This window comes from Colwellia sp. 12G3, assembly GCF_002836775.1.
Lineage (GTDB): Bacteria > Pseudomonadota > Gammaproteobacteria > Enterobacterales > Alteromonadaceae > Colwellia.
The window spans coordinates 500032-522994 of sequence record NZ_PJAQ01000066.1 but is presented as its reverse complement, the minus strand read 5'-3'; the positions used below and the strand labels follow the sequence as shown (position 1 = coordinate 522994).

The following is a 22963-nucleotide window of genomic DNA, read 5'->3' as shown; positions in this document are numbered from 1 at the left end:
AATAATGGCGCGCATTGTACACTATTTGTCTGTCTTTTTTAAGCTTTTAACACTAAAGTATTTATTTCTATTCTTTAGTGATACCAATTCGCTCGGTTTCTTTTGCTTTACCTTGGTTAATAGCAATTTCAACACGGCGATTACGGCGACGATTAAGCGCATTAGTATTGGGTACTAAAGGTCTGGTATCGGCATGACCGGCAACCACTAAGCGAGTAGGATCAAAGTTTGGTACTTTAATCAACTGATGCGCTATTGCCACAGCACGTTTACTCGACAGATCCCAGTTAGAACTAAACAATTCTGAATCAACACCACGGTTATCTGTATTACCTGAAACCATTATTTCACCCGGCACAGTATTTAATAACTCGCCAATCTCATGAATTATAGGCCAAAACTTAGGCTGTAAGAATGCAGATCCTGAAGGAAAAGAGCCATTCTCTCTTATGCGAATTATAACTTGTTGACCCAGTGACTCGAGCTCTATCGCGCCATCTTGAATTTGTTGTTCCAGCTGTTCAGCAATTTTTTTGACTAATTCATTTACTTGCTCTTGTGCCGCTTGCTCTAAATCATCTTTAGCCTGTTGCACTGCTTGTTGTGAAAGTGCATCCTCGGTATTTTGAGATTGACCGCCACGCTCAGTACCACGCTGCTCCTGTCGCCCCCCCGCAGATGTTTCATCACCCGCTTGAAATTCAAGCATTTGCTGAGTCATTTCCATCGTTTGTTGCTGAATCACTTCAATAGGCGTTGGCTCTGGTTTTCCTGGACGGAACTCTTGGGCAATAATACTGGTACCTTTAGGAATATCTTTTACTTCAATTTTATTTTGCACACCAAAAGCGAATTTCATTGAACCTGCAATTTGCTTAAACTTTAAAACATCCATTTCCGAAAAGGATAGAAGTAACACGAAAAAGCACATTAACAGAGACATTAGATCAGCAAAAGTCCCCATCCAAGCAGGTAGTCCTGGTGGTGGACATTTACATTTTTGTTCAGACATAAGTCAACTCCCGCTACTCTTCGGTGGTATCGATTTTTCTCTTACCTTCAGCCAAATAATTTCTTAATAAGCCTTCGATAACACGGGGATTTTGACCGTCTTGAATACCGAGCACCGCATCAAGCACTAGCTCTTGGTTCATTTTTTCTTCAGCCATACGAAGTTTCAATTTTGAAGCGATAGGAATAGCAATAACGTTCGCGAGAAAAGCACCGTAAAGAGTTGTTAGTAAGGCGACAGCCATAGCTGGACCAATGGATTTTGGGTCATCCATATTAGATAACATAGCGACTAGACCTATTAGGGTGCCTATCATACCCATTGCAGGAGCGACATCAGCAAGGGCCATCATCATATTCGAGCCAGTTTCATGTCGCTCTGTGGTTAAGTTAATATCTTTCTGCAAGGTAGCTCTCACTACGTCGGCATCGTGCCCATCAACCAACATATCAACGCCCTTTTGCATAAAAGGGTTGGTTATTTCTGCTTCTTCTAACGCTAAAAATCCACCTTTACGTGCGGCATCTGCCATATCAACAGCTTTTTCAATTAACTCTTCTGGCTTTTCCAGCTTAAACATAAAAGCTTTGGCTATAATTTTTCCAATACCAAAAAACTGACCCAAGCTATAGTTAGCTAATACGATGAAAACAGAACCACCAAAAACAATAATAACTGACTGGGTATCAGCGAACATCATAATGTCGCCTGATAATACCATCGCCATAATTAATAAACCGATGGCACCTAAAATACCAATTATCGTCGCTAAATCCACAAAACTCTCCTAAACAACTTACTCATCACGTTTATAGCAATAATATAAAAAAGGACTCACTTCTTTATACTAAATGCTATTAAGACCGCACTTCAATAAAAGAATAGTACATTATGTGATAACTATTCGCTAATAACTCACGAATTATTCACTAATAATAAAATACGCAACTAAGTTTATTATCGCCCGTAGTGTCAATAACTTAACACTAATGATAAAATATTTTTAGAACAATAATTGAAGTAGGTTAATTGACCCACGCTGCAAGCTAAGGTAAGTTTGCCAAATTAAATTAACCGCTAGGTAATTAGAGCAAAAATCATGGCTAAAAAGAAACTAGAAAACCTCTCTTTTGAAGAATCATTAAATGAACTTGACACCATAGTGCAAAGTTTAGAGCAAGGCGATTTAAGCTTAGAAGAATCGATGGCTCTTTTTGAACGCGGTTTGAATCTGAGCCAATTAAGTCAAGTGAAGTTGCAAGCTGCTGAGCAAAAAGTACAAATTTTGCTCGATAAAAATGGCACTGCCCAGCTTACTGACTTTGATAGCAGTGCAGGCAATAGTTAATGATAATTCTGACTTCTTATGATTATTATCAACAACGTATTAATAATTTTTTAGCTACCAAGCTTGAAGAACTCACGATTAACGATCCTAAACTACTTGAAGCTATGCGTTATGGACTGCTTATCGGCGGCAAACGTATGCGTCCTTACTTAGCCTATATTACCGGTGAAGCGTTATCAGCTGACTTAAATGATATAGACGCGGTAGCTGGGGCACTAGAATGCATTCATGCTTACTCGCTTTTACATGATGATTTACCTGCTATGGATGACGATGACTTGAGGCGTGGTCAGCCGACTTGCCACAAAGCTTTTAATGAAGCGACGGCTATATTAGCGGGTGATGCATTGCAAACATTGGCTTTTGATATTTTGGCTAATCACTTGTTTACAACCAATCAAAGCTCATCTAGGATTCCTATTCAAGTAGAGCTTATTCAACAATTAGTTAGTGCTTCGGGTTACCAAGGCATGTGTGGCGGACAAGCGCTTGATTTAGCCGCCACCGGTAAAGGCATTTCACTATGTGAACTGGAAGTTTTACACTCTCTTAAAACCGGCGCTTTGTTAAAAGCTTCCGTATTAATGCCAGCCATGTGTAGTGAACAGGTCACCGAAGAACATAAGAAAAATTTAAGCGAATACGCACAGCTTATTGGCCTAGCTTACCAAGTACAGGATGATATTATTGACTTAACGTCAACCGAAGAAGTGTTAGGTAAGCCTGTTGGCTCTGACCTAGCAGCTAACAAAAGTACCTATCCTGCACTACTTGGTTTACAAGGCGCACAAGACAAAGCGGAAAACTTATTACAACAAGCACTTCAAGCTTTGACTAGATTACCTTACAATACCCAATCTTTAGCAGATTTTGCTACCTTTATTGTTAAGCGCAGTCACTAAGTACCTAGGCTGATTATTTCTAGGTTATGTGCAGCAAAACTTTAAATTAAATTATTATTACCAATAGACAAACTATGACTACAAACCTTGCAGACTACCCACTACTTTCTCAGATTAATATTCCAGAAGATTTGCGCAATATGCCGAAGGAACAGCTGACACGTATTAGTAATGAATTGCGTAGTTACTTACTTAATTCAGTAAGTAAAAGTAGTGGGCACTTTGCATCAGGCCTTGGAACAATTGAGCTTACCGTTGCTTTGCATTATGTGTACAACACGCCTTTTGATCACTTGATTTGGGATGTAGGTCATCAGGCTTATCCACATAAAATTTTAACTGGCAGGCGCGATCAACTTCACACTATAAGGCAAAAAGGTGGTTTACATCCTTTTCCTTGGCGAGAAGAAAGTGAGTACGATACGTTAAGTGTGGGTCATTCAAGTACTTCAATTTCTGCTGCGTTAGGTTTGGCTGTCGCCGCTGAAAAAGAAGCAAAGAATCGTAAAACTGTTGCCGTTATTGGTGATGGAGCAATGACCGCGGGTATGGCTTTTGAAGCCTTAAATCACGCCGGTGATATCAAAAAGGATATGTTAGTCATATTAAATGATAATGACATGTCAATTTCAAAAAATGTTGGCGCATTAAATAATCATTTAGCAAAATTACTATCCGGCAGTATATTCACTGGTTTTCGAGAAGGTAGTAAAAAATTATTAGGCAATATCCCGCCAATTAAAGAGCTAGCTAGCCGCGCTGAAGAACATTTAAAAGGCATGGTTGTGCCAAGTACTTTTTTTGAAGAGCTAGGGTTTAATTATATTGGCCCCATTGACGGCCACGATGTCGATAGCTTAGTCACAACAATCAAGAACATGCGTAATCTCAAAGGCCCACAGTTTTTACACGTGGTTACGACTAAGGGTAAGGGTTACCATGCCGCTGAGCAAGACCCGATAAAATATCACGCCGTACCTAAATTTAACCCGGAAGAAACTAACTTACCTCAATCAAAACCTAGCTTACCTACTTATTCGAAAATTTTTGGCGATTGGTTATGTAAAACAGCTGAAGTTGATAATAAATTAGTTGCGGTTACGCCAGCTATGGCTGAAGGCTCTGGTATGGTCGAATTCAGCCAACGTTTTCCGGATCAATACTTTGATGTCGCCATTGCTGAGCAACACGCGGTAACATATGCTGCTGGTCTTGCTATAGGTGGTCAAAAACCTGTAGTTGCTATTTATTCTAGCTTTTTACAACGTGGCTATGATCAATTCATTCACGATGTAGCGATACAAAACTTGCCGGTAATGTTTGCTGTTGATCGCGCTGGTATCGTAGGTGCCGATGGTGCAACGCATCAAGGCGTTTTTGATTTAAGTTTTTTACGATGTATTCCTAATACCGTTATCATGGCACCATCCAACGAGCGTGAATGTCAGTTAATGTTAAATACTGGTTTTAAATTAAATGGTCCTAGCGTTGTCCGCTATCCCCGTGGTAACGGTACCGGCGAAATTCTACCGGGTGTTGATGAAACCATTGAATTAGGCAAAGGTGTGACTATTCTTGAAGCGCAATCTGTAGACAACAAAGAGCCAACAAGCAAGAGCATTGCCATGTTAAGTTTTGGTACTATGCTAGGTGAAGCGAAAAAAGCTGCACGGGAACTTAATGCTACGTTAGTAGATATGCGTTTTGTTAAACCCCTCGATGAATCACTTATTGATAAGCTAAATGCAACTCATGACTGTCTGGTAACGATTGAGGATAATGCCATCGCTGGTGGTGCTGGCTCAAGCGTAAACGAATACCTACTTGCTCAAGGTAAACCTGTTGTTATTCTCAATATTGGTGTTACCGATCACTTTGTTAAGCATGGTACGCAAGAAGAAGTGCACCATGAGTTAGGTTTAGATGCCGAAGGTATTATCACTAAAATCAAAAACTTTATAAGTTAATTTTATTACGAGATTTATCAGGCAATAAAAAAGGATAATGAAGTAATTCATTATCCTTTTTTATTGGCCGAACCTTAACAGTTAACTTTTTTGGGCTGAAGCTGTTAGCTTAGTCAAATGCTATAAGTTCTGTACATCAATTCTGTTTTGTAGATTTAGCTCAAGTGCGGCTTTTTTCTCACGCTCTTGACGCTTTTCACACGGGTTGTCACAGTTACATTCTTTATCAATACCAACACTGGCTAAACCACCACAGCTACCTGCTAGGGTTTTATGTTGAAAAATATAACCTACTGCCATAGCAGCGCCCACAACAAGGAAAAATCCAAAGGAAATAAAGAAAATCATCATAATTTTATGCTCTCAACTTACTAAACTAAAAACTAAACAGCCAATGCTCAGGAACAGAGTCATTGTAATAAATATTATAGGAAAGTCCTTATCTGAAAATAAGAACTGCCCTCTTAATGTTATATGTATTGATATTTATATGGGTGTTACTTCAAATATTGTTTGAATTTTACCGTAAATTGCTCATCAAAGCCATTTTCAGTCTTAGAAATAAATAATGCTGCGAGATTATTTTTAATCGCAAAGGCCATACCTTTTTCCATGCCCATCACCATCAAGGTAGTTGATAAACCATCGGCGGTCATCGACGAAGCATGAATCACAGTAACTGAAACTAGATTGTGATCAATAGGCTTACCTGTATTGGGGTCTATAATATGAGAAAAACGTCGACCATCGGCTTCAAAGTAATTGCGGTAATCACCTGACGTTGCAACGGCATTATCTTTAGGAATAATAACTTGATGAATAGCGCGCTCTTCACCACTTGGATCTAGAATCGGTTTCTCAATTGCGATAGCCCACAGTTCACCTGTATGTTTAAAGCCTCTTAATCGCATTTCTCCGCCAATTTCAACTAAATAGTTAACTATGCCATTCTTTTCTATTAACTCAGCAACAACATCAACACCGTAGCCTTTTGCAGTGGTAGACAGATCAACATATAAGTCAGGTATTTTTTTAGAAAGCAGATTACCTTCTAATACTAAGTTTTGTAGACCTACGCGTTTTTTTGTTGCCGCTAACACCACATCACTAGGCACTTTATCAGGACGCTGTTCTGGACCAAAGCCCCATAAGTTTACTAATGGACCAACAGTCACATCTAGCTTACCTTCACTTAACTGACCAAGGCGAATTGATTCTTTAAGTACGCGAGCAAAACCAGGGGAAACTTCGATAGAGTCAGTTGAGGTAGATTGATTAAACTTTGAGATTTCAGAACTTTTAATATAAGTCGACATCTCTTGATTCACTTGTTTTAACACGTCATCAATTTTTTGCTGCAAGTTAAGTGCTTTAATCTGCTCTTTAGTGCCAACAACTTTAATATTATAAGTCGTGCCCATAGTACGACCTTGCAATAAGATTTCTTCTTTACCGGTATTATTACTTGGGAAGCAAGCTGACAATGCCAACACCAAAGCCGTTAACAACGCGAATTTCAATTTATTCATGTGTGATTCCAAATTATTATTTATATCGCTATATTTTCAATAAAAAACATAGCGATATAAATAACCTCTATTCAAAAAATAAAAAGACGACCGAAGTCGTCTTTATTTCAAATGCTTTTCAATAGTATATTTTAAAATTAAGCGTTGGATAGAGAGACTAATTCAAGGCGGATGCACGGAGCCTATGACTATAGGTGAGTACATCCAACGATGAAGTAGTGCCTCTATACACGTTTAAACTAAAATATTAGCCACCGAAGTCATCCAACATTATGTTCTCGTCTTCTACACCAAGATCTTTAAGCATACCGATAACTGCAGCATTCATCATTGGAGGACCACACATGTAGTATTCACAATCTTCTGGTGCTTCATGGTCTTTCAAATATTCTTCAAAAAGAACATTATGGATAAAACCAGTTAAGCCATCCCAGTTATCTTCAGGTTGTGGATCAGATAAAGCGACATGCCAATCAAAGTTATCATTATCAGCCGCTAAGCCGTTATAATCATCTTCATAGAACATTTCACGTTTAGAACGTGCACCATACCAAAAGCTCATCTTACGCTTAGAGTTCAAACGTTTAAGTTGATCAAAGATATGAGAACGCATTGGCGCCATACCAGCACCACCACCAATAAATACCATTTCGTTATCAGTCTCTTTAGCGAAAAACTCACCAAATGGACCAGAAATAGTTACTTTATCGCCAGCTTTAAGACTGAAGATGTATGATGACATTTTACCTGCTGGTAAATGTAAACGTCCAGGAGGAGGCGTAGCAATACGTACGTTAAGCATAATAATGCCCGCTTCTTCTGGGTAGTTAGCCATTGAGTAAGCACGTAATGTATCTGTGTCTACTTTTGACTCTACATCGAAGAAACCAAAATGTTTCCAATCGCCACGGTACTGCTCATCAATATCGAAATCACTGTATTTAACATGATGTGCTGGTGCTTCAATTTGAATGTAACCACCCGCTTTAAACGGTACTGATTCACCATTAGGAATTTGTAGCTTAAGCTCTTTAATGAACGTTGCTTTGTTATCGTTTGAGATAACTTCACATTCCCATTGTTGAACACCGAAGATTTCATCTTCAACTACAATATCCATGTCTTGCTTAACAGCAACTTGACACGCTAAACGACAGCCAGCTTTGGCTTCACGTTTATTGATGTGACCTTCTTCCGTTGGAAGAATATCGCCACCACCTGAATGCACATCAACACGACATTGGCCACAAGTACCACCGCCGCCACATGCTGAAGGAATAAAAATCCCTTGATCAGCTAATGCACCTAATAATTTACCACCTGCAGCAGTTTTAACTGCTTTAGTCGGATCGCCATTTATACTGATCGTTACTTCACCACTTGATACTAACTTAGATTTAGCAAATAAAATCACTAAGACTAAGGCAATAATTATCGCGGTAAACATCGATACGCCGAGAATTATTTCCATCGACTTTTCCTTAAACTGCTTTAAGGGTGTAAGGCAAAGTAATTTGTCTTACACCAACCAAATTTATAACGAAATACCACCGAAAGATAAGAAGCCAAAAGCCATCAATCCAGCAGTAATAAATGTAATACCTAAACCTTTCAAACCGTTTGGCACATCAGAATATTTCATCTTTTCGCGCAAACCAGCCATCAACACAATTGCTAACATCCAACCTATACCTGAACCAACGCCGTAAACGACACTTTCGCCAAGGGTAAGGTTTTTCGCAACCATAAAGGATACCGCACCAAAAATGGCACAGTTAACCGTGATTAAAGGTAAAAAGATGCCAAGCGCTTGATACAAAGCAGGAAAGTATTTATCTAACAACATTTCCAAAATTTGTACTAAAGCAGCAATAACGCCGATAAAGGTAATAAATGACAAGAAGCTAAGATCAATTGATTCTTTCGGATCAGTTATACCCATTAAACTATCAAGTGCACCCGGCGCTAAAATTGCCTGGTAGATAATTTGGTTAGCAGGAACCGCTAAACCAAGTACTACAACAACTGCTACACCTAAACCAATCGCTGTGCTAACTTTCTTTGATACCGCTAAGAAAGTACACATACCTAAGAAGAAGCTTAACGCCATGTTCTCAATAAAAATGGTTTTAACAAAAATACTTAAATAATGTTCCATGATTAATCCTTCTCAACTTGTTCAGGTTTCCATTGGCGTACAGCCCAAATGATTAAACCAATAATAAAGAATGAGCTAAACGGTAAGACTAATAGACCATTACCTTGGTACCAACCGCCGTTTTGAACTAATGGTAAAACTTCAAAACCGAAAACTTTACCAAAGCCAAGTAATTCACGAAAGAAAGCGACAACCATTAAGACCGCGCCATAACCTAAACCATTACCAATACCGTCTAAGAAACTCACGCCAGGCTTTTCTTTCATAGCAAAAGCTTCAGCACGGCCCATAACAATACAGTTAGTAATAATCAAACCAATATAAACAGATAATTCTTTAGATAATTGGTAAGAGAAGGCTTTCAATACTTGGTCAACAACAATTACCAATGAAGCAATAATCGCCATTTGCACGATAATACGTACACTAGACGGTATTTGATTACGGATAATCGAAATAAACAAGTTAGAAAATGCAGTTACTACAATTACAGCAAGTGTCATAACTAACGCATTAGCCATTGAACTTGTTACAGCAAGCGCTGAACAAACACCTAATACTTGCAATGCAATCGGGTTATTATCAACAACAGGTCCGAAGAGGACTTTTTTAGTATCTGAAGACATTAGTTCAATCCTCCATTACGGAATTTAGCAATGAAAGGACCATAGCCTTCATTACCTAGCCAAAAATGTAACGTACGTTCAACACCATTACTGGTTAATGTTGCACCAGATAATGCATCAACACCGTGAACATCACCTTTTTTAGCGCCACCTTTAACGATTTTAATCGCGATATCGCCTTGTTCATTAAACATCTTTTTACCAGGCCATAAAGCTTTCCAGTTAGGATTAAGTACTTCTGCACCTAATCCTGGAGTTTCTTTAAGATCTGAATAAACAACGCTTTGAACGGTATTAAAATCTGGTGATAAGCCAACAAAACCATACATAAGATCCCATAAACCACTACCTACAATAGGTAATACAATAGTATCTAATTGACCTTGTTCGTTTTTAACTAAATAAACAACAGCACGGTCAGCTCGGCGGTTAAGACCAGCAATATCATTGCTCGGCTTAGTACTTTTTGCTGTATCACGAGAGTCTGCACGTTCATCAAACGCATTAACATCACCTTCAATGATAGTACCTGTTTTCAGGTCTATCATTTTAGCTTCTACGCGTTTGTTATAAGTAGCGACAATGCTTTTGCTATCAGGTGAAGTACCTAAGTTAGCAAGTAAGCCTGATGCTTCAAGAATTTTAGTTTGCTTATCAAGCAATTTGTTAGCTTGTTGTAGTGGTTTTAAACCAACCGCGGCAATAGATACCAAGGCTGCACACACTAAACAGATAACTAGAACAAAACCTAGGGTTCTGCCAAATGTTTCTTTATTACTAGACATTACGTGCAAGCCTCCGTTTGATATTGCCTTGTACTACAAAGTAGTCAAACAATGGTGCAAACAAGTTAGCGAATAAAATTGCTAACATCATACCTTCTGGGAATGCTGGGTTAACAACACGAACCAATACCACCATAACGCCAACTAAAGCGCCAAACCAGTATTTACCTGTGTTAGTAAACGAAGCAGAAACAGGGTCAGTTGCCATAAACATCATACCAAAAGCAAAACCACCAATAACTAAGTGCCAATGCCAAGGCATAGCAAACATAGCATTAGTATCACTACCAATAGCATTGAATAATAATGAGGTAAGAACCATTCCGCCAAACACACCTAATACGATGCGCCAAGAAGCAATACCTTTATAAAGGATGTAAGCACCACCCAATAAAATAGCAAAAGTAGACACTTCACCAACTGAACCAGGAATAAAGCCCCAGAACGCGTTCCACCAATCAGCATTTATTGAATAATCAACAAGACCTTGGTTAGCAGCACTTAACATAGTTGCGCCAGAGAAACCATCAGCAGCAACCCATACCGCATCACCTGAAATTTGACTTGGGTAAGCAAAGAATAAAAACGCACGACCCGCTAATGCTGGGTTTAAGAAGTTTTTACCTGTACCACCAAAGATTTCTTTCGCGATAACAATACCAAAAGTAATACCAATAGCAACTTGCCATAATGGAATACTAGCTGGCAAGATAAGTGCGAATAAGATAGAAGAAACGAAGAAACCTTCATTCACTTCATGTTTGCGCACTGCGGCAAATAAAACTTCCCAAAAACCACCAACAACAAAAGTAACGGCATATATAGGTAAGAAGAACATGGCACCATAGAAAATCATATCAAACAAGCCTGAGCCAGCTGTTAATGAGCCTCCTAATAAGCTGAATAAATCAACTTGCCAAGATTGTGGTAAGGCATAACCTGCAGCTAATGCGTCAACCGCTTGATAGCCAATGTTATACATACCAAAAAACATGGCTGGGAAAACAGCAAGCCATACAGTAATCATGATACGTTTCAAGTCGATGCTATCACGAAGATGCGTTTTACCTTTATTCACATAACCTGGCGTGAATAAACCGGTAGCAACAGCTTCATAAAGTGCAAACCACTTCTCATGTTTGCCGCCTTTTTCAAAATGCGGTTCAATATCTTCAATAAACTTTTTCAAGCCCATGACTAACCTTCCTTTTCGATTGTGGTTAGGCAATCACGAAGAATTACACCGTAATCTGTTTTGCCTGGGCAAACAAATGTACACAGTGCTAAATCTTCTTCGTCTAGCTCTAAGGCACCTAGTTGTTGCGCGCCGTCGGTATCACCAGAACAAATATCGCGTAAAAATAAGGTAGGTAAAATATCTAAAGGCATAACACGTTCAAAGTTACCAATTGGCACCATGGCACGTGAGCTACCGTTAGTCGTTGTAGTCATATTAAATAACTTACTCGGGAAAAAGTGCGACATATAAGCACGAGTTACAGAGAATTTATTAGGACCTGGGTACATGTAACCAATAAATTCTTTTTCACGACCTTCCAGAATTAATGATACTTGTACGTTATAACGACCTAAGTAACCATGAACAGCAGTCGCAGTAGACCCCATTAATAGTGAGCCTGAAACAACACGTAATTCGCCATCAACCGTTTCGCCTGCTGATAACTCAGCAGTACTTGCACCTAATACCGTACGTACTAAACGAGGATTAGTAGCCGCTGGGCCTGCAAGTGATATAACACGGTTATTATCAAGTTCACCGGTAATGAATAACTTAGCAAATGCGATTACATCTTGATAACCAACATGCCAAACAAATCTTTCGGCGCTTGCTGATTTTAAGAAGTGGATATGCGTACCTACAAGTCCTGCAGGATGCTTACCAGCAAATTCGGTCACTGTAGCATTGCTATCTACAGGGATATTAGCCCCTGGCGCTTTGCTAACAAATACTTCACCACTTGTTAGACGAGATAAAATGGTTAAACCATTTTTAAACGCTTCACTTTGCTCATTAATAATGATTTCTGGATTTGCAGCTAATGGATTGGTATCCATCGCGCTAACAAAAATAGCAGCTGGAGCACTATCAATAGCAGGAACTTTGCTGAATGGGCGAGTTCTAAATGCTGTCCATAAACCTGAATCAACTAAGTTCTTAACAACGTCTTCACGTGCTATAGAAGCTAAGTCAGTTACAGGGTAAGCAGTAAACGTTTCTTGATCATAGCCATCTACCTCGATAACAACAGATTGTAAAACACGTTTTTCACCACGGTTAATTTCTTTAACAACACCGGCAGCTTGAGCTGTGAATATAACGCCAGGATTTTTTTTATCTTCAAAAATCGCTTGGCCTTTTTTTACGCGATCACCCACTTTAACAAACATGGTTGGACGCATACCCACAAACTCTTCACCGAGTGTTGCAACGGTTTTGATGGACGGACCATCATGGATTACCTGCTGAGGAGCACCTTTTACAGGAACATCCAAGCCTTTCTTTATTGTAATCATAAACACTTGCACTACTTTTGATGGGAGTATAAAAATCAGCTCATTACTTTACCTAATGAATAACACAGCATAAAAGCTTAAATATCAATTAGATAAAAACTAACTCACCAATTTCAGTGTATTTCAGTGAAGAATTAATTTTAGTGTTAACACTAAACAAAAAGACCCACTGGCTCTAAGTTAAAATTTTCTGGCGCGATATTACCACAAAATGACCTTTTTATTCTACGGGCATTCGAAATTTTTCATTACAATTTAGACTATAAATGCATATTTAGCGTAGCTTTTGCTTATTATTTAATCACGTTAACAAAATCCTAGTACATAGTGACTTAATAAGTTAAAAATCAAATGTAATTTTGTCATGCCTCACCTTGTTATTTTTCAAGTAGCTCATTGCTACAGGAGATTTATTCGTGGTGACTTTAGATGATTAAGAAATGATGATTATACCAAGTTGATTAAGTTCTTTCCCACTCAGCGAGAATTAAAAGGCTTAGAGGCAAGGCATTGATTGAAGAGAATGGTTATTCCCTTATCAAAATCAATAACGCAGCATGTAAACCTTTTAAACTCGCCCTCTGGGAGCTTTCTCGATGTTCACTAACATCGTTAAGTTTATTTGATTTAGAATGACTAAACCGAAACAAATTTGCCTTGTTATTGCATATCGAGCAGAGCTCTGAGTTGGGAAGAAATTTAATCAAATTGGTATTACACTTAGATAAAAAATAAAATCACTATGAACTTTCGATGCTCTTCAAGCCAATTACATTATTGATAGGAACTCAACAACAGGGAGAAATAATAAAGGGGGTTAATTAAGGTAACAACTTTCAAAGTAGTATCTCAATACTACAAGATACCACTGTAGCAATTACGATATTATAATTTAAAAAACTTCGCGTTCTCAAATCCCCAAAAAAAAGACATTGATTCAAATAGAGTTTACGTCAAAACAGCTACAAGTCCTTATCAACATGACTTTCTATAATAAAAGGCAGTATTCGTTAACTCAATTTACAGACATAAAAAAACAGCAAAGAGATATTGCTGTTTATTTGTATAAAGTGAAGATAGCTTTAATACCTTGTAAATGGATTAACTACTTTCTAAACACCTAATATACTGAGTTAGGCTTGAAAAATAGCCTCGATTGATAAATTTTCTTGAGATAAAATATCTCGTAAACGTTTTAATGCCTCAACTTGAATTTGACGAACACGCTCGCGTGTTAATCCAATCTCACTGCCAACATTCTCTAGTGTTGCAGCTTCATAACCAAGCAAACCAAAACGCCTTGCCAGCACTTCCCTTTGTTTGCTATTCAGCTCATTCAACCAATGAATAATATTATTACTCATATCTTCTGACTGTAAATCACTTTCAGGGCCAGTATTTTTTTCATCGGCTATAACATCCAACAAAGCTTTATCTGAGTCCCCTGCAAAAGGAGTATCCACTGAAGCAATACGTTCATTTAGTCTCAACATTTTGTTAACGTCAGCGACAGGTCTATCTAGATGTTGGGCTATATCTTCTGCGGTAGGTTCGTGATCGAGTTTTTGAATGAGTTCACGCGAAGCGCGTAAATAAATATTAAGTTCTTTAACAACATGTATGGGTAATCGAATAGTACGGGTTTGATTCATTATGGCCCGTTCAATAGTCTGTCTTATCCACCAAGTTGCATAAGTTGAAAAGCGAAATCCTCGTTCAGGATCGAATTTTTCAACCGCTCTAATTAAACCTAAGTTACCCTCTTCAATTAAATCTAGTAGCGGTAAACCTCGATTATTATAACGTCTGGCAATTTTGACAACTAAACGTAGATTACTTTCAATCATACGTTTTCGTGATGGATCATCCCCTTTAAGGGCTAAACGTGAGAAATATACTTCTTCTTCAGCGGTTAATAACGGTGAGAAACCGATTTCGCTTAAATAAATCTGCGTAGCGTCTAAATTTGACGGTGCATCTTCCTTCGATTCAACAGTATTTTTTTCTTCTTTTAATTTTACCATGCGATTCTCCCAAATGTGCAAAGACTATTTTTAGTATTTAATTATTCACGATAACTCCGATTGTTTTTATTATTTATCTTAAGTTTTATTATTTATTGCTATTATTTTATAGCATTACTTTTTTGGTAAATATTTTAAAGGATTAACTGACTTTCCTCGAAAGCGTATTTCAAAATGAAGCATAACTTTGTTGGCATCAGTGTCTCCCATGGTTGAAATAATATCGCCTCTGTTAACTTGCTGTTGCTCTTTAACAAGAATGCGATCATTGTGAGCATAAGCACTAAGATAATCATCATTATGTTTTACAATAATAAGCTTACCGTAGCCCCGAAGAGCGTTACCTGCATAGACCACTTTACCTTTTGCCGCAGATCTAATTTTAGTGCTACGACGGCCAGTAATATCAATTCCTTTATTACCTTGTGCGCTATTAGAAAAATACTCAACAACTTTGCCTTTAACGGGCCATTGCCAACGACTAATTTTTTGTGAAAATTTGTCGGATGCTTTTTCCGATTCTAAAGTGCTGTTTTGGTATGATTTTTGTGCGCTTACATTTTCACCATACGCCTGCTTTTTGGTAGATGCAAGTGTATTTTTTTGACTTTTTTCATTCTTAGTTATAGAGCTTTTAGTCGGATTTTTATGCGATACCGTACTGTTACTTGCTTTCGTTGATTTTGTAACCTCAGGTACTACTAAAATTAATTTTTGTCCGGGGTAAATTCGATAAGGAGATGCGATACTATTTAACCGAGCTATTTTTCTAACGTCGGAATTTGAACGCCAAGCGATAGAATATAGAGTTTCCCCTTTCTTAACAGTATATTGCGAAGATTTTATAGTATCCTTAGTCCGCTCCCCTAATACACTGATACTGTGAATATTTGACACGGGAGCAGGGGTATTCCTACTACTACAAGAAAAAAGTGTTATAGCAAATATAAAGTAAGAAAGTGTGTATTTGACTGTACGAATAAAACTCATAAAAATCCCTCTGGGAGGTATTATTGCTTTTTTCCTACAGAAAAAACCACTATTTATAAACATAAAGTGAATATTAATTCACTTTATCGTAAAGCAAAATAAGCGATAATAATAGCGCCAACGATGCCCCAACCTAAAACATCAACCCACTGACGGATTTTTTTCTCCATGGGACTACCTCCCCATTTAATAAGACCCGAAACCAAGAAAAAACGTAGCCCTCGACCTATCGCTGAAGCGATAAAAAACGGTAAAAATGCCATATGCAAAAAGCCAGCACTTACCGTAAACAATTTATAAGGTATAGGCGAAAATCCGGCAATAAAAACTACCCACACGCCCCACTCGTTAAACCAACCAATGGCGGTATTAAATCGTTCTTGATAACCAAAATCTGTAATAAGTGGCTGAATCCAAGGTTCAAACATCAAATAGCCAAGCCAATAACCAACCGCTCCCCCTAAAATAGAAGCGATAGTGGTTAAACTAGCAAAATACCATGCCTTTTCTGGCTTCGCCAATACCATAGGAGCAAGTAAGACATCAGGTGGAATGGGGAAAAATATGGACTCCGCAAAGGTAAGTGCTGCTAAGAAACCAGGAGCAAACTGATGTTCTGCCCAGCGTAAAGTCCACAGGTAAAGACTAGAAAAAATTTTCACTACAATAAATCTCCGGATACTAAAGGTACAAAGCGCACGGCTTCAATTTGCTGTTCGTTAAAGTCATCACCTTGACGAGTGATAATCTTTAAAATTTGAGTTTGCTCTCCAACGGGTATAATTAAACGCCCGCCATCAGCTAGTTGTTCTAATAAAGCCGGTGGTACACTTGCAGGAGCAGCTGTAACTATAATGGCCTCAAAGGGCCCTTTACTTTTCCAACCTAGCCAACCATCACCATGTTTCATTGCTACATTGTGCAACTCCATAGCGCGCAAACACCGTTTGGCTTGCCACTGTAATGCTTTGATTCGCTCTACTGAAAAAACCTTATCCGTTAACTGAGCTAAAATAGAGGTTTGATAACCCGAGCCGGTGCCAATTTCCAATATATTTTTGGGCCGACCATTAGCTAAGAGTAACTCAGACATTTTGGCGACAATATAAGGCTGTGAAATAGTTTGCCCTTGCCCAATAGGTAAGGCGGTGTTGTCATAGGCTTTATGTGCCAATATTTCTGGTACAAATATATGCCTAGGTGAATGAGCAATTGCCTGCAATACAGCAGTATTACTAATGCCTTCATTTTGTAGTTTTTGCGCTAGTAACTCTCCACTGCGCTTTGATTTTCCGCCTATACGACTAGACATCATAAGAATCCATCCGGTTTAATCTGATAAGTTGAGCTCTGTGAGCCAACTTTTAATATTTTCTATACTTTGATGAGCTGTCATATCGACCGTTAGTGGTGTTACAGACGCATATCCGTTGGCAACCGCATGGAAGTCTGTCCCCTCTCCTCCATCAAGTTCCTGTCCTAATAAGCCATACCAATAAATATCACGCTGCCATGGGTCTTGCATTCTTTGCATACTTTCAGCTTTGTGGCGGTGGCCTAGGCGCGTAACCTTTATTCCTTTTAACTCAGCTAATGGAATATCAGGTACATTAATATTTAAAATTTGATCTGCAGGTAATGGGTGAGTACGTAAGCGTTTAATTATTTTTGCCGTGACAATAGCTGCCGTTTGGTAATGTTGCTCATTTTTACCCGCCAAGGAAACTGCAATCGCAGGCATACCCATGTGACGTCCTTCAGTAGCTGCCGCCACTGTGCCTGAATAAAGAGTATCATCGCCTAAATTAGCGCCTTTATTGATACCTGCAACGACTAAATCACAATCCGTAAAGAGTTGGCTAATACCTAAGTGCACTGAATCTGTTGGAGTACCATTAACCGAGACAAAGCCATTATCCAATTGCTCTGCACGTAAAGGATTAAGCAATGTTAAGGAGTTACTAGCACCACTACAATTTCGATCAGGAGCGACTACGTTTACCGTAAAATGCTTAACGAGCTCATCAAAAAGCACTTTAATACCTAATGCGTGCACACCGTCATCATTACTCAGTAATATTTTCATCTCGCAAGCCACATTTTGCTTATCCATTATTTATGCCGGTTCCTGCTCATTCGGATTAGCAGTTGCCTCTCTCATATCAATACGCGTAGTCATATCTTGGTAGTTTAATAACTCACGCAACACAGTAGTGGCGTAACAACCGGCAGGTAAAAAGAAACTAATTTTCACTGCATTTTTATCTTCGGCTGCAGACAATAATTCAATATCGGTGTCGCTAACAGTTAAGCGAATACGACGTCGTTCTTGCTTCAACCCAAAACGCGGTAGTCCTTCACAAAACGCGGGGTTTTTCTGAGCTATAGCTTGCTCTAACGCGAACGGTTCATTACTAGTCATTAGTTCGCCCGCACCCCACATAGGTGCGGTTATATCAATATCTTTATCCGTGAAACGCTGTTTAATAGCGCTGTCTACTTCATCAAGGTGAAACACCGATTGTGTACCCGCGAGCATTAACACATCGCCAATAGCTAGTTTATCAAAACTTTTTTGCTCAATACGTTCATTGAGCACACTATTAAAAATATGTGAGCGGGCTGCCGATAAATAGATACCACGCTTTTTCTTATCTTTTACTTTTTGACCTGAAAATAAAGATAGAGCACGCTCAATGTTGCCACCGCCAATACCAAAACGCTGTTCGCCAAAATAATTAGGTACGCCCTGGTCAACAATTTGTTGCCAGCGTTCAGTAAACGCCTTAATTGCTGTTACTTCACGTAATATAAGCTCGAAGCGGTTGCCGGTTAATGCACCGGTACGTAATTTTTTATTGTGTCGCTTGTATGACAGTATTTCTACACCCTCAATATTCAAGTCATCTAAATTATATTCTTGCTTACCTGGGACGTGAACACCAAACCACTGTTCGGTAACTGCAAAGCGATCTTTTAAGCCCGCATAAGAAACAAGTTGCTCTTTCACGTTGAAATATTTAGCGAGCTCTCGCGCGACAAATAAGGTATTAGCACCCGTTTTTCGAATATGAACAAATAAATGCTCACCTTCACCACAGGGTAAAAATGGCAGTACTTCAACAACGTTAAAATCACTGATTTGGCTACGTAATAAACCACTCGATTCTGGTTTTCCGTGCAAGTAGGCTTGTTCTGATAACATGTTTTTAATCTTCTTTTAATTCGATAATGAGCTAGCGATAAGGCGATAGTGGTAATAAAGCCAACTAAATATTTTGTATTTCTTCAACAGAAGACAACGGTTGCTCTATCGCGGTTAATAAGACAACAGCATGTACTGCTACCCCTTCTTTTCGTCCGGTATATCCAAGTTTTTCTGTCGTGGTAGCTTTAACATTCACTTGATCAATGTTTGCTTTTAAGTCTTCACTTAAGCAAGCGCGCATCGCTAATAAATGAGGAGCCATTTTGGGTGCTTGTGCTACCACCGTAATATCAGCATTACCTAGTTGAAAGCCTTTATCTGTCATTAATGAAACGACATGACGTAATAGAATTCGGCTAGAAATATTTTCATACTGGCCATCAGTATCGGGAAAATGATTACCTATATCAGCTAAACATAATGCTCCTAGAATCGCATCACAAAGAGCATGAATAGCGACATCGCCATCTGAGTGAGCAATAAAACCTTGCTCAAATGGTATGTCTACACCCCCTAGCACTATAGGCCCTTCGCCACCAAATTTATGCACATCAAAACCATGACCTATACGCATTTCGTTGTCCTAACTATTAGCTTGCTTATTTAAATAAAATTCAGCTAATGCTAAATCATTGGGGTGAGTTATTTTTATATTTTCACTACTTGCAGAAACTAACAAACTTGGCAAGTTAGCCTGTTCAATAGCTGAAGCTTCATCGGTTATCTTTAAACCATTTGTTAGAGCCTGTTCTATGGCTGTCGTGAGCTCATCCGTTTTATATAGTTGTGGTGTCAAAGCATGCCATAACTGCTCTCGTTCAACGGTACACTCGATAGTACTGATATCACCTTTAGCAATATCTTCAGCATATATTCCACGTTTCATGGTATCTCGAACAGGTGTCGCTAATATTCCGCCGTGATCATTCATTAAACATTGATGAATTAACTTATCGATATCTGCATGGCTAACACAAGGACGCGCCGCATCATGGACTAATACCCAAGGGTATTTTTTCTTATCGACCGCGTGTAAACCACTAAGTACAGAATTAACACGCTCAGTACCTCCGTTTACACGAATGATGTCTTTGTGATGCGCCAATTGAGATTCAGCAAAATATTGATCATCAGTTCCTAAAGCGATAATAACTTTGCTTATTAGGGGATGACTTAACAGCCTCATTACCGTATGCGATAAAATGGTTTCATTGTTGATACTGAGGTATTGTTTGGGACAATTTGCCTGCATACGTTTACCCACACCTGCGGCGGGGACAATCGCAATGAACTTTAGTGTTGACTCCATTAAGAAGCTACCTTGCTTTTCATCTAATTATTTACGTTACGTGTATTATTTTCTTTAGGAATAAGACGGAAAAATGTTTCATTGTCCTTGATCATGCCTAACTCATTTCGAGCGCGTTCTTCAATGGCCTCCAGTCCTAATTTCAAATCATCAGTGTCGGCAAAAAGTAGCTTATTTCGTTGTTGTAATTTTTCATTGGCACTTTGCTGGCGGATAACATTATCTTTTAGGACGAGATAATCAGGCACACTATTTTTACCAAACCAAAGTCGGTATTGAAGTAATACTAATAGTATCAGCAAAATTGCTGTGAATACGCGCATAACAACCTAAGTAAAGAGTATATACCCGTTTCACTTGAAGATGCATGATTCAGCTGGAATTAGAAACGCCTTTAGGCAAGGCATTGATTGAAGAGAATAGTTATTCTATTGTCGAAATCAATAACGCAGCATAAAGCGTTTCTAAACCAGCCCTTTGGGGAAGGCTGAGCAAATCATACTCTGCGTTACATTTCTTTTTAAGGGATGACCCTTAATAAAAAAATGCGCTTTGATTATGAATCGCTCAGACTTCCTGAAACGAGCATCTTCAAGTGGAACGGGTATCTAAAACACGAAAATATTACCGTTATTATACCTATCTATGGGCAGAGTTAAATAGCTAAAGGTTTTTTGAAGTTTTTCCAATTAATAGAGCAAGATAGTAACAATTCTCTAAGCGATGGAATAATAGGGATTTGCTTACTATTACCCTGCCAGCGATGGCCGGTACAAGCTGAAGTCATTATTTTTTTATTGGGTTTAAGAAGGCGCTTATTAATCCCCTGATCCTTTTTTATTAGTTCATCCGCGGCTAACGAAAACCAACCTCCAACATTTGTGCGTATTCTTTGCTTATCAAGATCGATACGGTCAATGCAATCAATAATAATATGATCAACTAACAACACGGGTACAACAAGGCCAACGTAGATATCTTCTTGTAAATACCAGTTAATTGTATCTACGCATTCTTGGTCATTTTCTTGAGCAGACCAAGGCATTTGTTTACTTTGCTTAGCTGACCAACTGGCATTGTGTGTATCGAGCAGTAATGGCGAGTGCCCAAGCGACATTACTTGTAACATAGCGTGCGCTGTACGAGTTATGTAATAAGACAAACTTTCTAGGCGTACCTGCACAGCCTGTGCACTGGCAAAATTTCCCTTGGCTATAATACTAATTTCACGCTGATAAAGGCCATTGCAAAGCTCTGCAAACTCTCCTGTCTCAGTGTGTATTTGCCAAAGGCTAGATTGCGACATAATTCCGACCTTAAATAAGCCTTATTTCAAATAACTAGCTGCTTTAGACATATTCCAATAATAAACAACATGCGGAATATCCGGCACCGAAAGAGCATAATACACTTTTATCTCCAGTCACTAAGCCTTGTTTATGCTTATGCAAAGCAATAATACAACCTGCTGAACTAGTATTTGCATACTCATCTAATATAATTGGTGCTTCAATACTATCTGGCTCTCTACCAAGTACTTTTTTAGCAATAAAATTGTTCATATTGATATTGGCTTGATGTAAATATAATCGCTTAATATCATTAGCACCCAGTTCCATTTTTGTCATTTCACTGGTAATTAACTCAGAAACCATAGGTAAGACTTCTTTAAAAACTTTTCGCCCTTGCTGGATAAAAAACTTATCGTCATCATTAGCATTGTCGGGACTACAGTTATTCATATAACCAATATTACTGCGAATATTATTTGAAAAACTGGTCATTGGTTTTTCACTGATTATTTTAAATACATGTTCAGCATTAGCTGTACTTTCATCTTCAATGATAGAAGCGGTAGCCACATCGCCAAAAATGAAATGACTATCCCTATCTCGGTAATTAATTTGTGGTGATAATATTTCAGGGTTAATCACCAACACTGTTTTTGCCGTACCACTTCGAATGGCATTAGCCGCATTAATAATGCCAAAGGTCGCTGCAGAGCATGCAACCAACATGTCAAAGCCCCAACCGCCACAACCAAGAGCATGTTGAATCTCAATAGCCATCGCAGGGTATGAACGTTGTGTATAAGCACAAGCAACGATAATTAAATCTATATCCGCAGGCGTTTTATTAGCTGCTAACATAGCTTCTTTCGCTGCAGCGACACCTATTTCAGCCTGCATAGAGAGTTCGTCATTACCACGTTCTACATAGCGTGGTGACATAATGTCAACATTTAAAATATCTTCTTTCGCCATCACATAACGGCTTTTAATGCCTGAAGCTTTTTCAATAAAACTACTGTCTGAAGGTGATAACGCCGTTACCTTGCCATCTTCGATATCCTGACTATGGGCCAGGTTAAATTTATCTACGTATTGGTTAAAACAATGTACTAATTCATCATTGGAGATGCTCTGCGTTGGAGTGTACAAACCAGTTCCACTAATCACTACGGCCATAATAGGTCTCTTAAAATAAGGGGATAAATGCCATTGTACATTCTGTGACAACGACATATTGCAAAGCAAGTATTGCTGAGATGATAAATGTTAATCAAATAT

The 22963-nt window shown here is 38.6% G+C and carries 24 protein-coding genes; 3 read left to right on the top strand and 21 right to left on the bottom strand.

The window, feature by feature from the left end; translation table 11 throughout:
- Window positions 1-67 precede the first annotated feature (67 nt).
- Both CXF71_RS16635 and pomA read right to left on the bottom strand, forming a co-directional pair.
- Entirely contained in the window at window positions 68-1012 is a 945-nt protein-coding gene (locus tag CXF71_RS16635) for a flagellar motor protein MotB (protein WP_101234045.1), read from the bottom strand.
- Window positions 1013-1025: 13 nt separating this feature from the next.
- Window positions 1026-1790, bottom strand: coding sequence for a flagellar motor protein PomA (gene pomA / locus CXF71_RS16630; RefSeq protein ID WP_101234044.1), 765 nt, complete (start codon window positions 1788-1790; stop codon window positions 1026-1028).
- A gap of 321 nt (window positions 1791-2111) precedes the next feature.
- Between pomA and CXF71_RS16625 the strand changes: the two genes are divergently transcribed.
- The 3 genes from CXF71_RS16625 (at window position 2112) to dxs (ending at window position 5229) form a co-directional block, all read left to right on the top strand.
- Window positions 2112-2360 (top strand): exodeoxyribonuclease VII small subunit, encoded by a 249-nt coding sequence (locus CXF71_RS16625; RefSeq protein ID WP_101226683.1) that lies wholly within the window; start codon window positions 2112-2114, stop codon window positions 2358-2360.
- Complete coding sequence (gene ispA / locus CXF71_RS16620) at window positions 2360-3262, top strand: (2E,6E)-farnesyl diphosphate synthase (RefSeq protein ID WP_101234043.1); 903 nt, start codon at window positions 2360-2362, stop codon at window positions 3260-3262. The genes CXF71_RS16625 and ispA overlap by 1 nt, the downstream gene beginning before the upstream one ends.
- A 74-nt stretch (window positions 3263-3336) precedes the next feature.
- Window positions 3337-5229 (top strand): 1-deoxy-D-xylulose-5-phosphate synthase, encoded by a 1893-nt coding sequence (dxs, locus tag CXF71_RS16615; RefSeq protein WP_101234042.1) that lies wholly within the window; start codon window positions 3337-3339, stop codon window positions 5227-5229.
- A 120-nt stretch (window positions 5230-5349) separates the two neighbouring features.
- On the opposite strand, the gene nqrM is transcribed toward dxs, so the two are convergent.
- The 19 genes from nqrM to CXF71_RS16515 all read right to left on the bottom strand — a co-directional run bounded on the left by nqrM (window position 5350) and on the right by CXF71_RS16515 (window position 22861).
- A complete protein-coding gene (gene nqrM, locus CXF71_RS16610; RefSeq protein ID WP_101234041.1) occupies window positions 5350-5580 on the bottom strand; it encodes a (Na+)-NQR maturation NqrM in 231 nt (76 codons plus the stop codon).
- 146 nt (window positions 5581-5726) lie between these two features.
- Entirely contained in the window at window positions 5727-6758 is a 1032-nt protein-coding gene (locus tag CXF71_RS16605) for an FAD:protein FMN transferase (protein WP_101234040.1), read from the bottom strand.
- Window positions 6759-7005: 247 nt separating this feature from the next.
- Entirely contained in the window at window positions 7006-8229 is a 1224-nt protein-coding gene (gene nqrF, locus CXF71_RS16600) for an NADH:ubiquinone reductase (Na(+)-transporting) subunit F (RefSeq protein WP_101234039.1), read from the bottom strand.
- 63 nt (window positions 8230-8292) lie between these two features.
- Entirely contained in the window at window positions 8293-8916 is a 624-nt protein-coding gene (nqrE, locus tag CXF71_RS16595) for an NADH:ubiquinone reductase (Na(+)-transporting) subunit E (RefSeq protein WP_101153562.1), read from the bottom strand.
- Between the two features lie 2 nt (window positions 8917-8918).
- On the bottom strand, window positions 8919-9542 hold the full coding sequence (locus CXF71_RS16590) for an NADH:ubiquinone reductase (Na(+)-transporting) subunit D (RefSeq protein ID WP_011041921.1): 624 nt from the start codon (window positions 9540-9542) through the stop codon (window positions 8919-8921).
- Window positions 9542-10327 carry a Na(+)-translocating NADH-quinone reductase subunit C gene (locus tag CXF71_RS16585; protein WP_101234038.1) on the bottom strand — a complete coding sequence of 262 codons (786 nt, stop codon included), beginning with the start codon at window positions 10325-10327 and terminating at the stop codon, window positions 9542-9544. Before CXF71_RS16585 ends, CXF71_RS16590 begins: the two co-directional genes overlap by 1 nt.
- Entirely contained in the window at window positions 10320-11522 is a 1203-nt protein-coding gene (locus tag CXF71_RS16580; RefSeq protein WP_101234037.1) for an NADH:ubiquinone reductase (Na(+)-transporting) subunit B, read from the bottom strand. The genes CXF71_RS16585 and CXF71_RS16580 overlap by 8 nt, the downstream gene beginning before the upstream one ends.
- Window positions 11523-11524: 2 nt before the next feature.
- Window positions 11525-12862, bottom strand: coding sequence for a Na(+)-translocating NADH-quinone reductase subunit A (locus CXF71_RS16575; RefSeq protein ID WP_101234036.1), 1338 nt, complete (start codon window positions 12860-12862; stop codon window positions 11525-11527).
- Between the two features lie 1133 nt (window positions 12863-13995).
- Complete coding sequence (gene rpoS, locus CXF71_RS16570) at window positions 13996-14886, bottom strand: RNA polymerase sigma factor RpoS (RefSeq protein WP_101234035.1); 891 nt, start codon at window positions 14884-14886, stop codon at window positions 13996-13998.
- A 114-nt stretch (window positions 14887-15000) separates the two neighbouring features.
- The gene (locus CXF71_RS16565; protein ID WP_101234034.1) at window positions 15001-15876 is read right to left on the bottom strand and encodes a peptidoglycan DD-metalloendopeptidase family protein; all 876 of its coding nucleotides are present in this window, start codon (window positions 15874-15876) and stop codon (window positions 15001-15003) included.
- 83 nt (window positions 15877-15959) lie between these two features.
- Complete coding sequence (locus tag CXF71_RS16560) at window positions 15960-16538, bottom strand: YqaA family protein (protein ID WP_101234033.1); 579 nt, start codon at window positions 16536-16538, stop codon at window positions 15960-15962.
- The gene (locus CXF71_RS16555) at window positions 16538-17188 is read right to left on the bottom strand and encodes a protein-L-isoaspartate(D-aspartate) O-methyltransferase (RefSeq protein WP_101234032.1); all 651 of its coding nucleotides are present in this window, start codon (window positions 17186-17188) and stop codon (window positions 16538-16540) included. The genes CXF71_RS16560 and CXF71_RS16555 overlap by 1 nt, the downstream gene beginning before the upstream one ends.
- Before the next feature lie 18 nt (window positions 17189-17206).
- Entirely contained in the window at window positions 17207-17962 is a 756-nt protein-coding gene (gene surE, locus CXF71_RS16550; protein WP_101234225.1) for a 5'/3'-nucleotidase SurE, read from the bottom strand.
- 30 nt (window positions 17963-17992) lie between these two features.
- On the bottom strand, window positions 17993-19081 hold the full coding sequence (truD, locus tag CXF71_RS16545) for a tRNA pseudouridine(13) synthase TruD (protein ID WP_101234031.1): 1089 nt from the start codon (window positions 19079-19081) through the stop codon (window positions 17993-17995).
- Between the two features lie 64 nt (window positions 19082-19145).
- Window positions 19146-19658, bottom strand: coding sequence for a 2-C-methyl-D-erythritol 2,4-cyclodiphosphate synthase (gene ispF / locus CXF71_RS16540; protein ID WP_101234030.1), 513 nt, complete (start codon window positions 19656-19658; stop codon window positions 19146-19148).
- 9 nt (window positions 19659-19667) lie between these two features.
- Entirely contained in the window at window positions 19668-20393 is a 726-nt protein-coding gene (ispD, locus tag CXF71_RS16535; protein WP_101234029.1) for a 2-C-methyl-D-erythritol 4-phosphate cytidylyltransferase, read from the bottom strand.
- 23 nt (window positions 20394-20416) lie between these two features.
- Window positions 20417-20716: a cell division protein FtsB gene (gene ftsB / locus CXF71_RS16530; protein WP_101234028.1), complete on the bottom strand. Its 300-nt coding sequence runs from the start codon at window positions 20714-20716 to the stop codon at window positions 20417-20419.
- A gap of 332 nt (window positions 20717-21048) precedes the next feature.
- Window positions 21049-21699, bottom strand: a complete 651-nt coding sequence (locus tag CXF71_RS16520) for a hypothetical protein (protein ID WP_101234027.1) — start codon at window positions 21697-21699, stop codon at window positions 21049-21051.
- A 43-nt stretch (window positions 21700-21742) separates the two neighbouring features.
- Window positions 21743-22861, bottom strand: a complete 1119-nt coding sequence (locus CXF71_RS16515; RefSeq protein WP_442871938.1) for a beta-ketoacyl-ACP synthase III — start codon at window positions 22859-22861, stop codon at window positions 21743-21745.
- Between the last annotated feature and the right edge of the window lie 102 nt (window positions 22862-22963).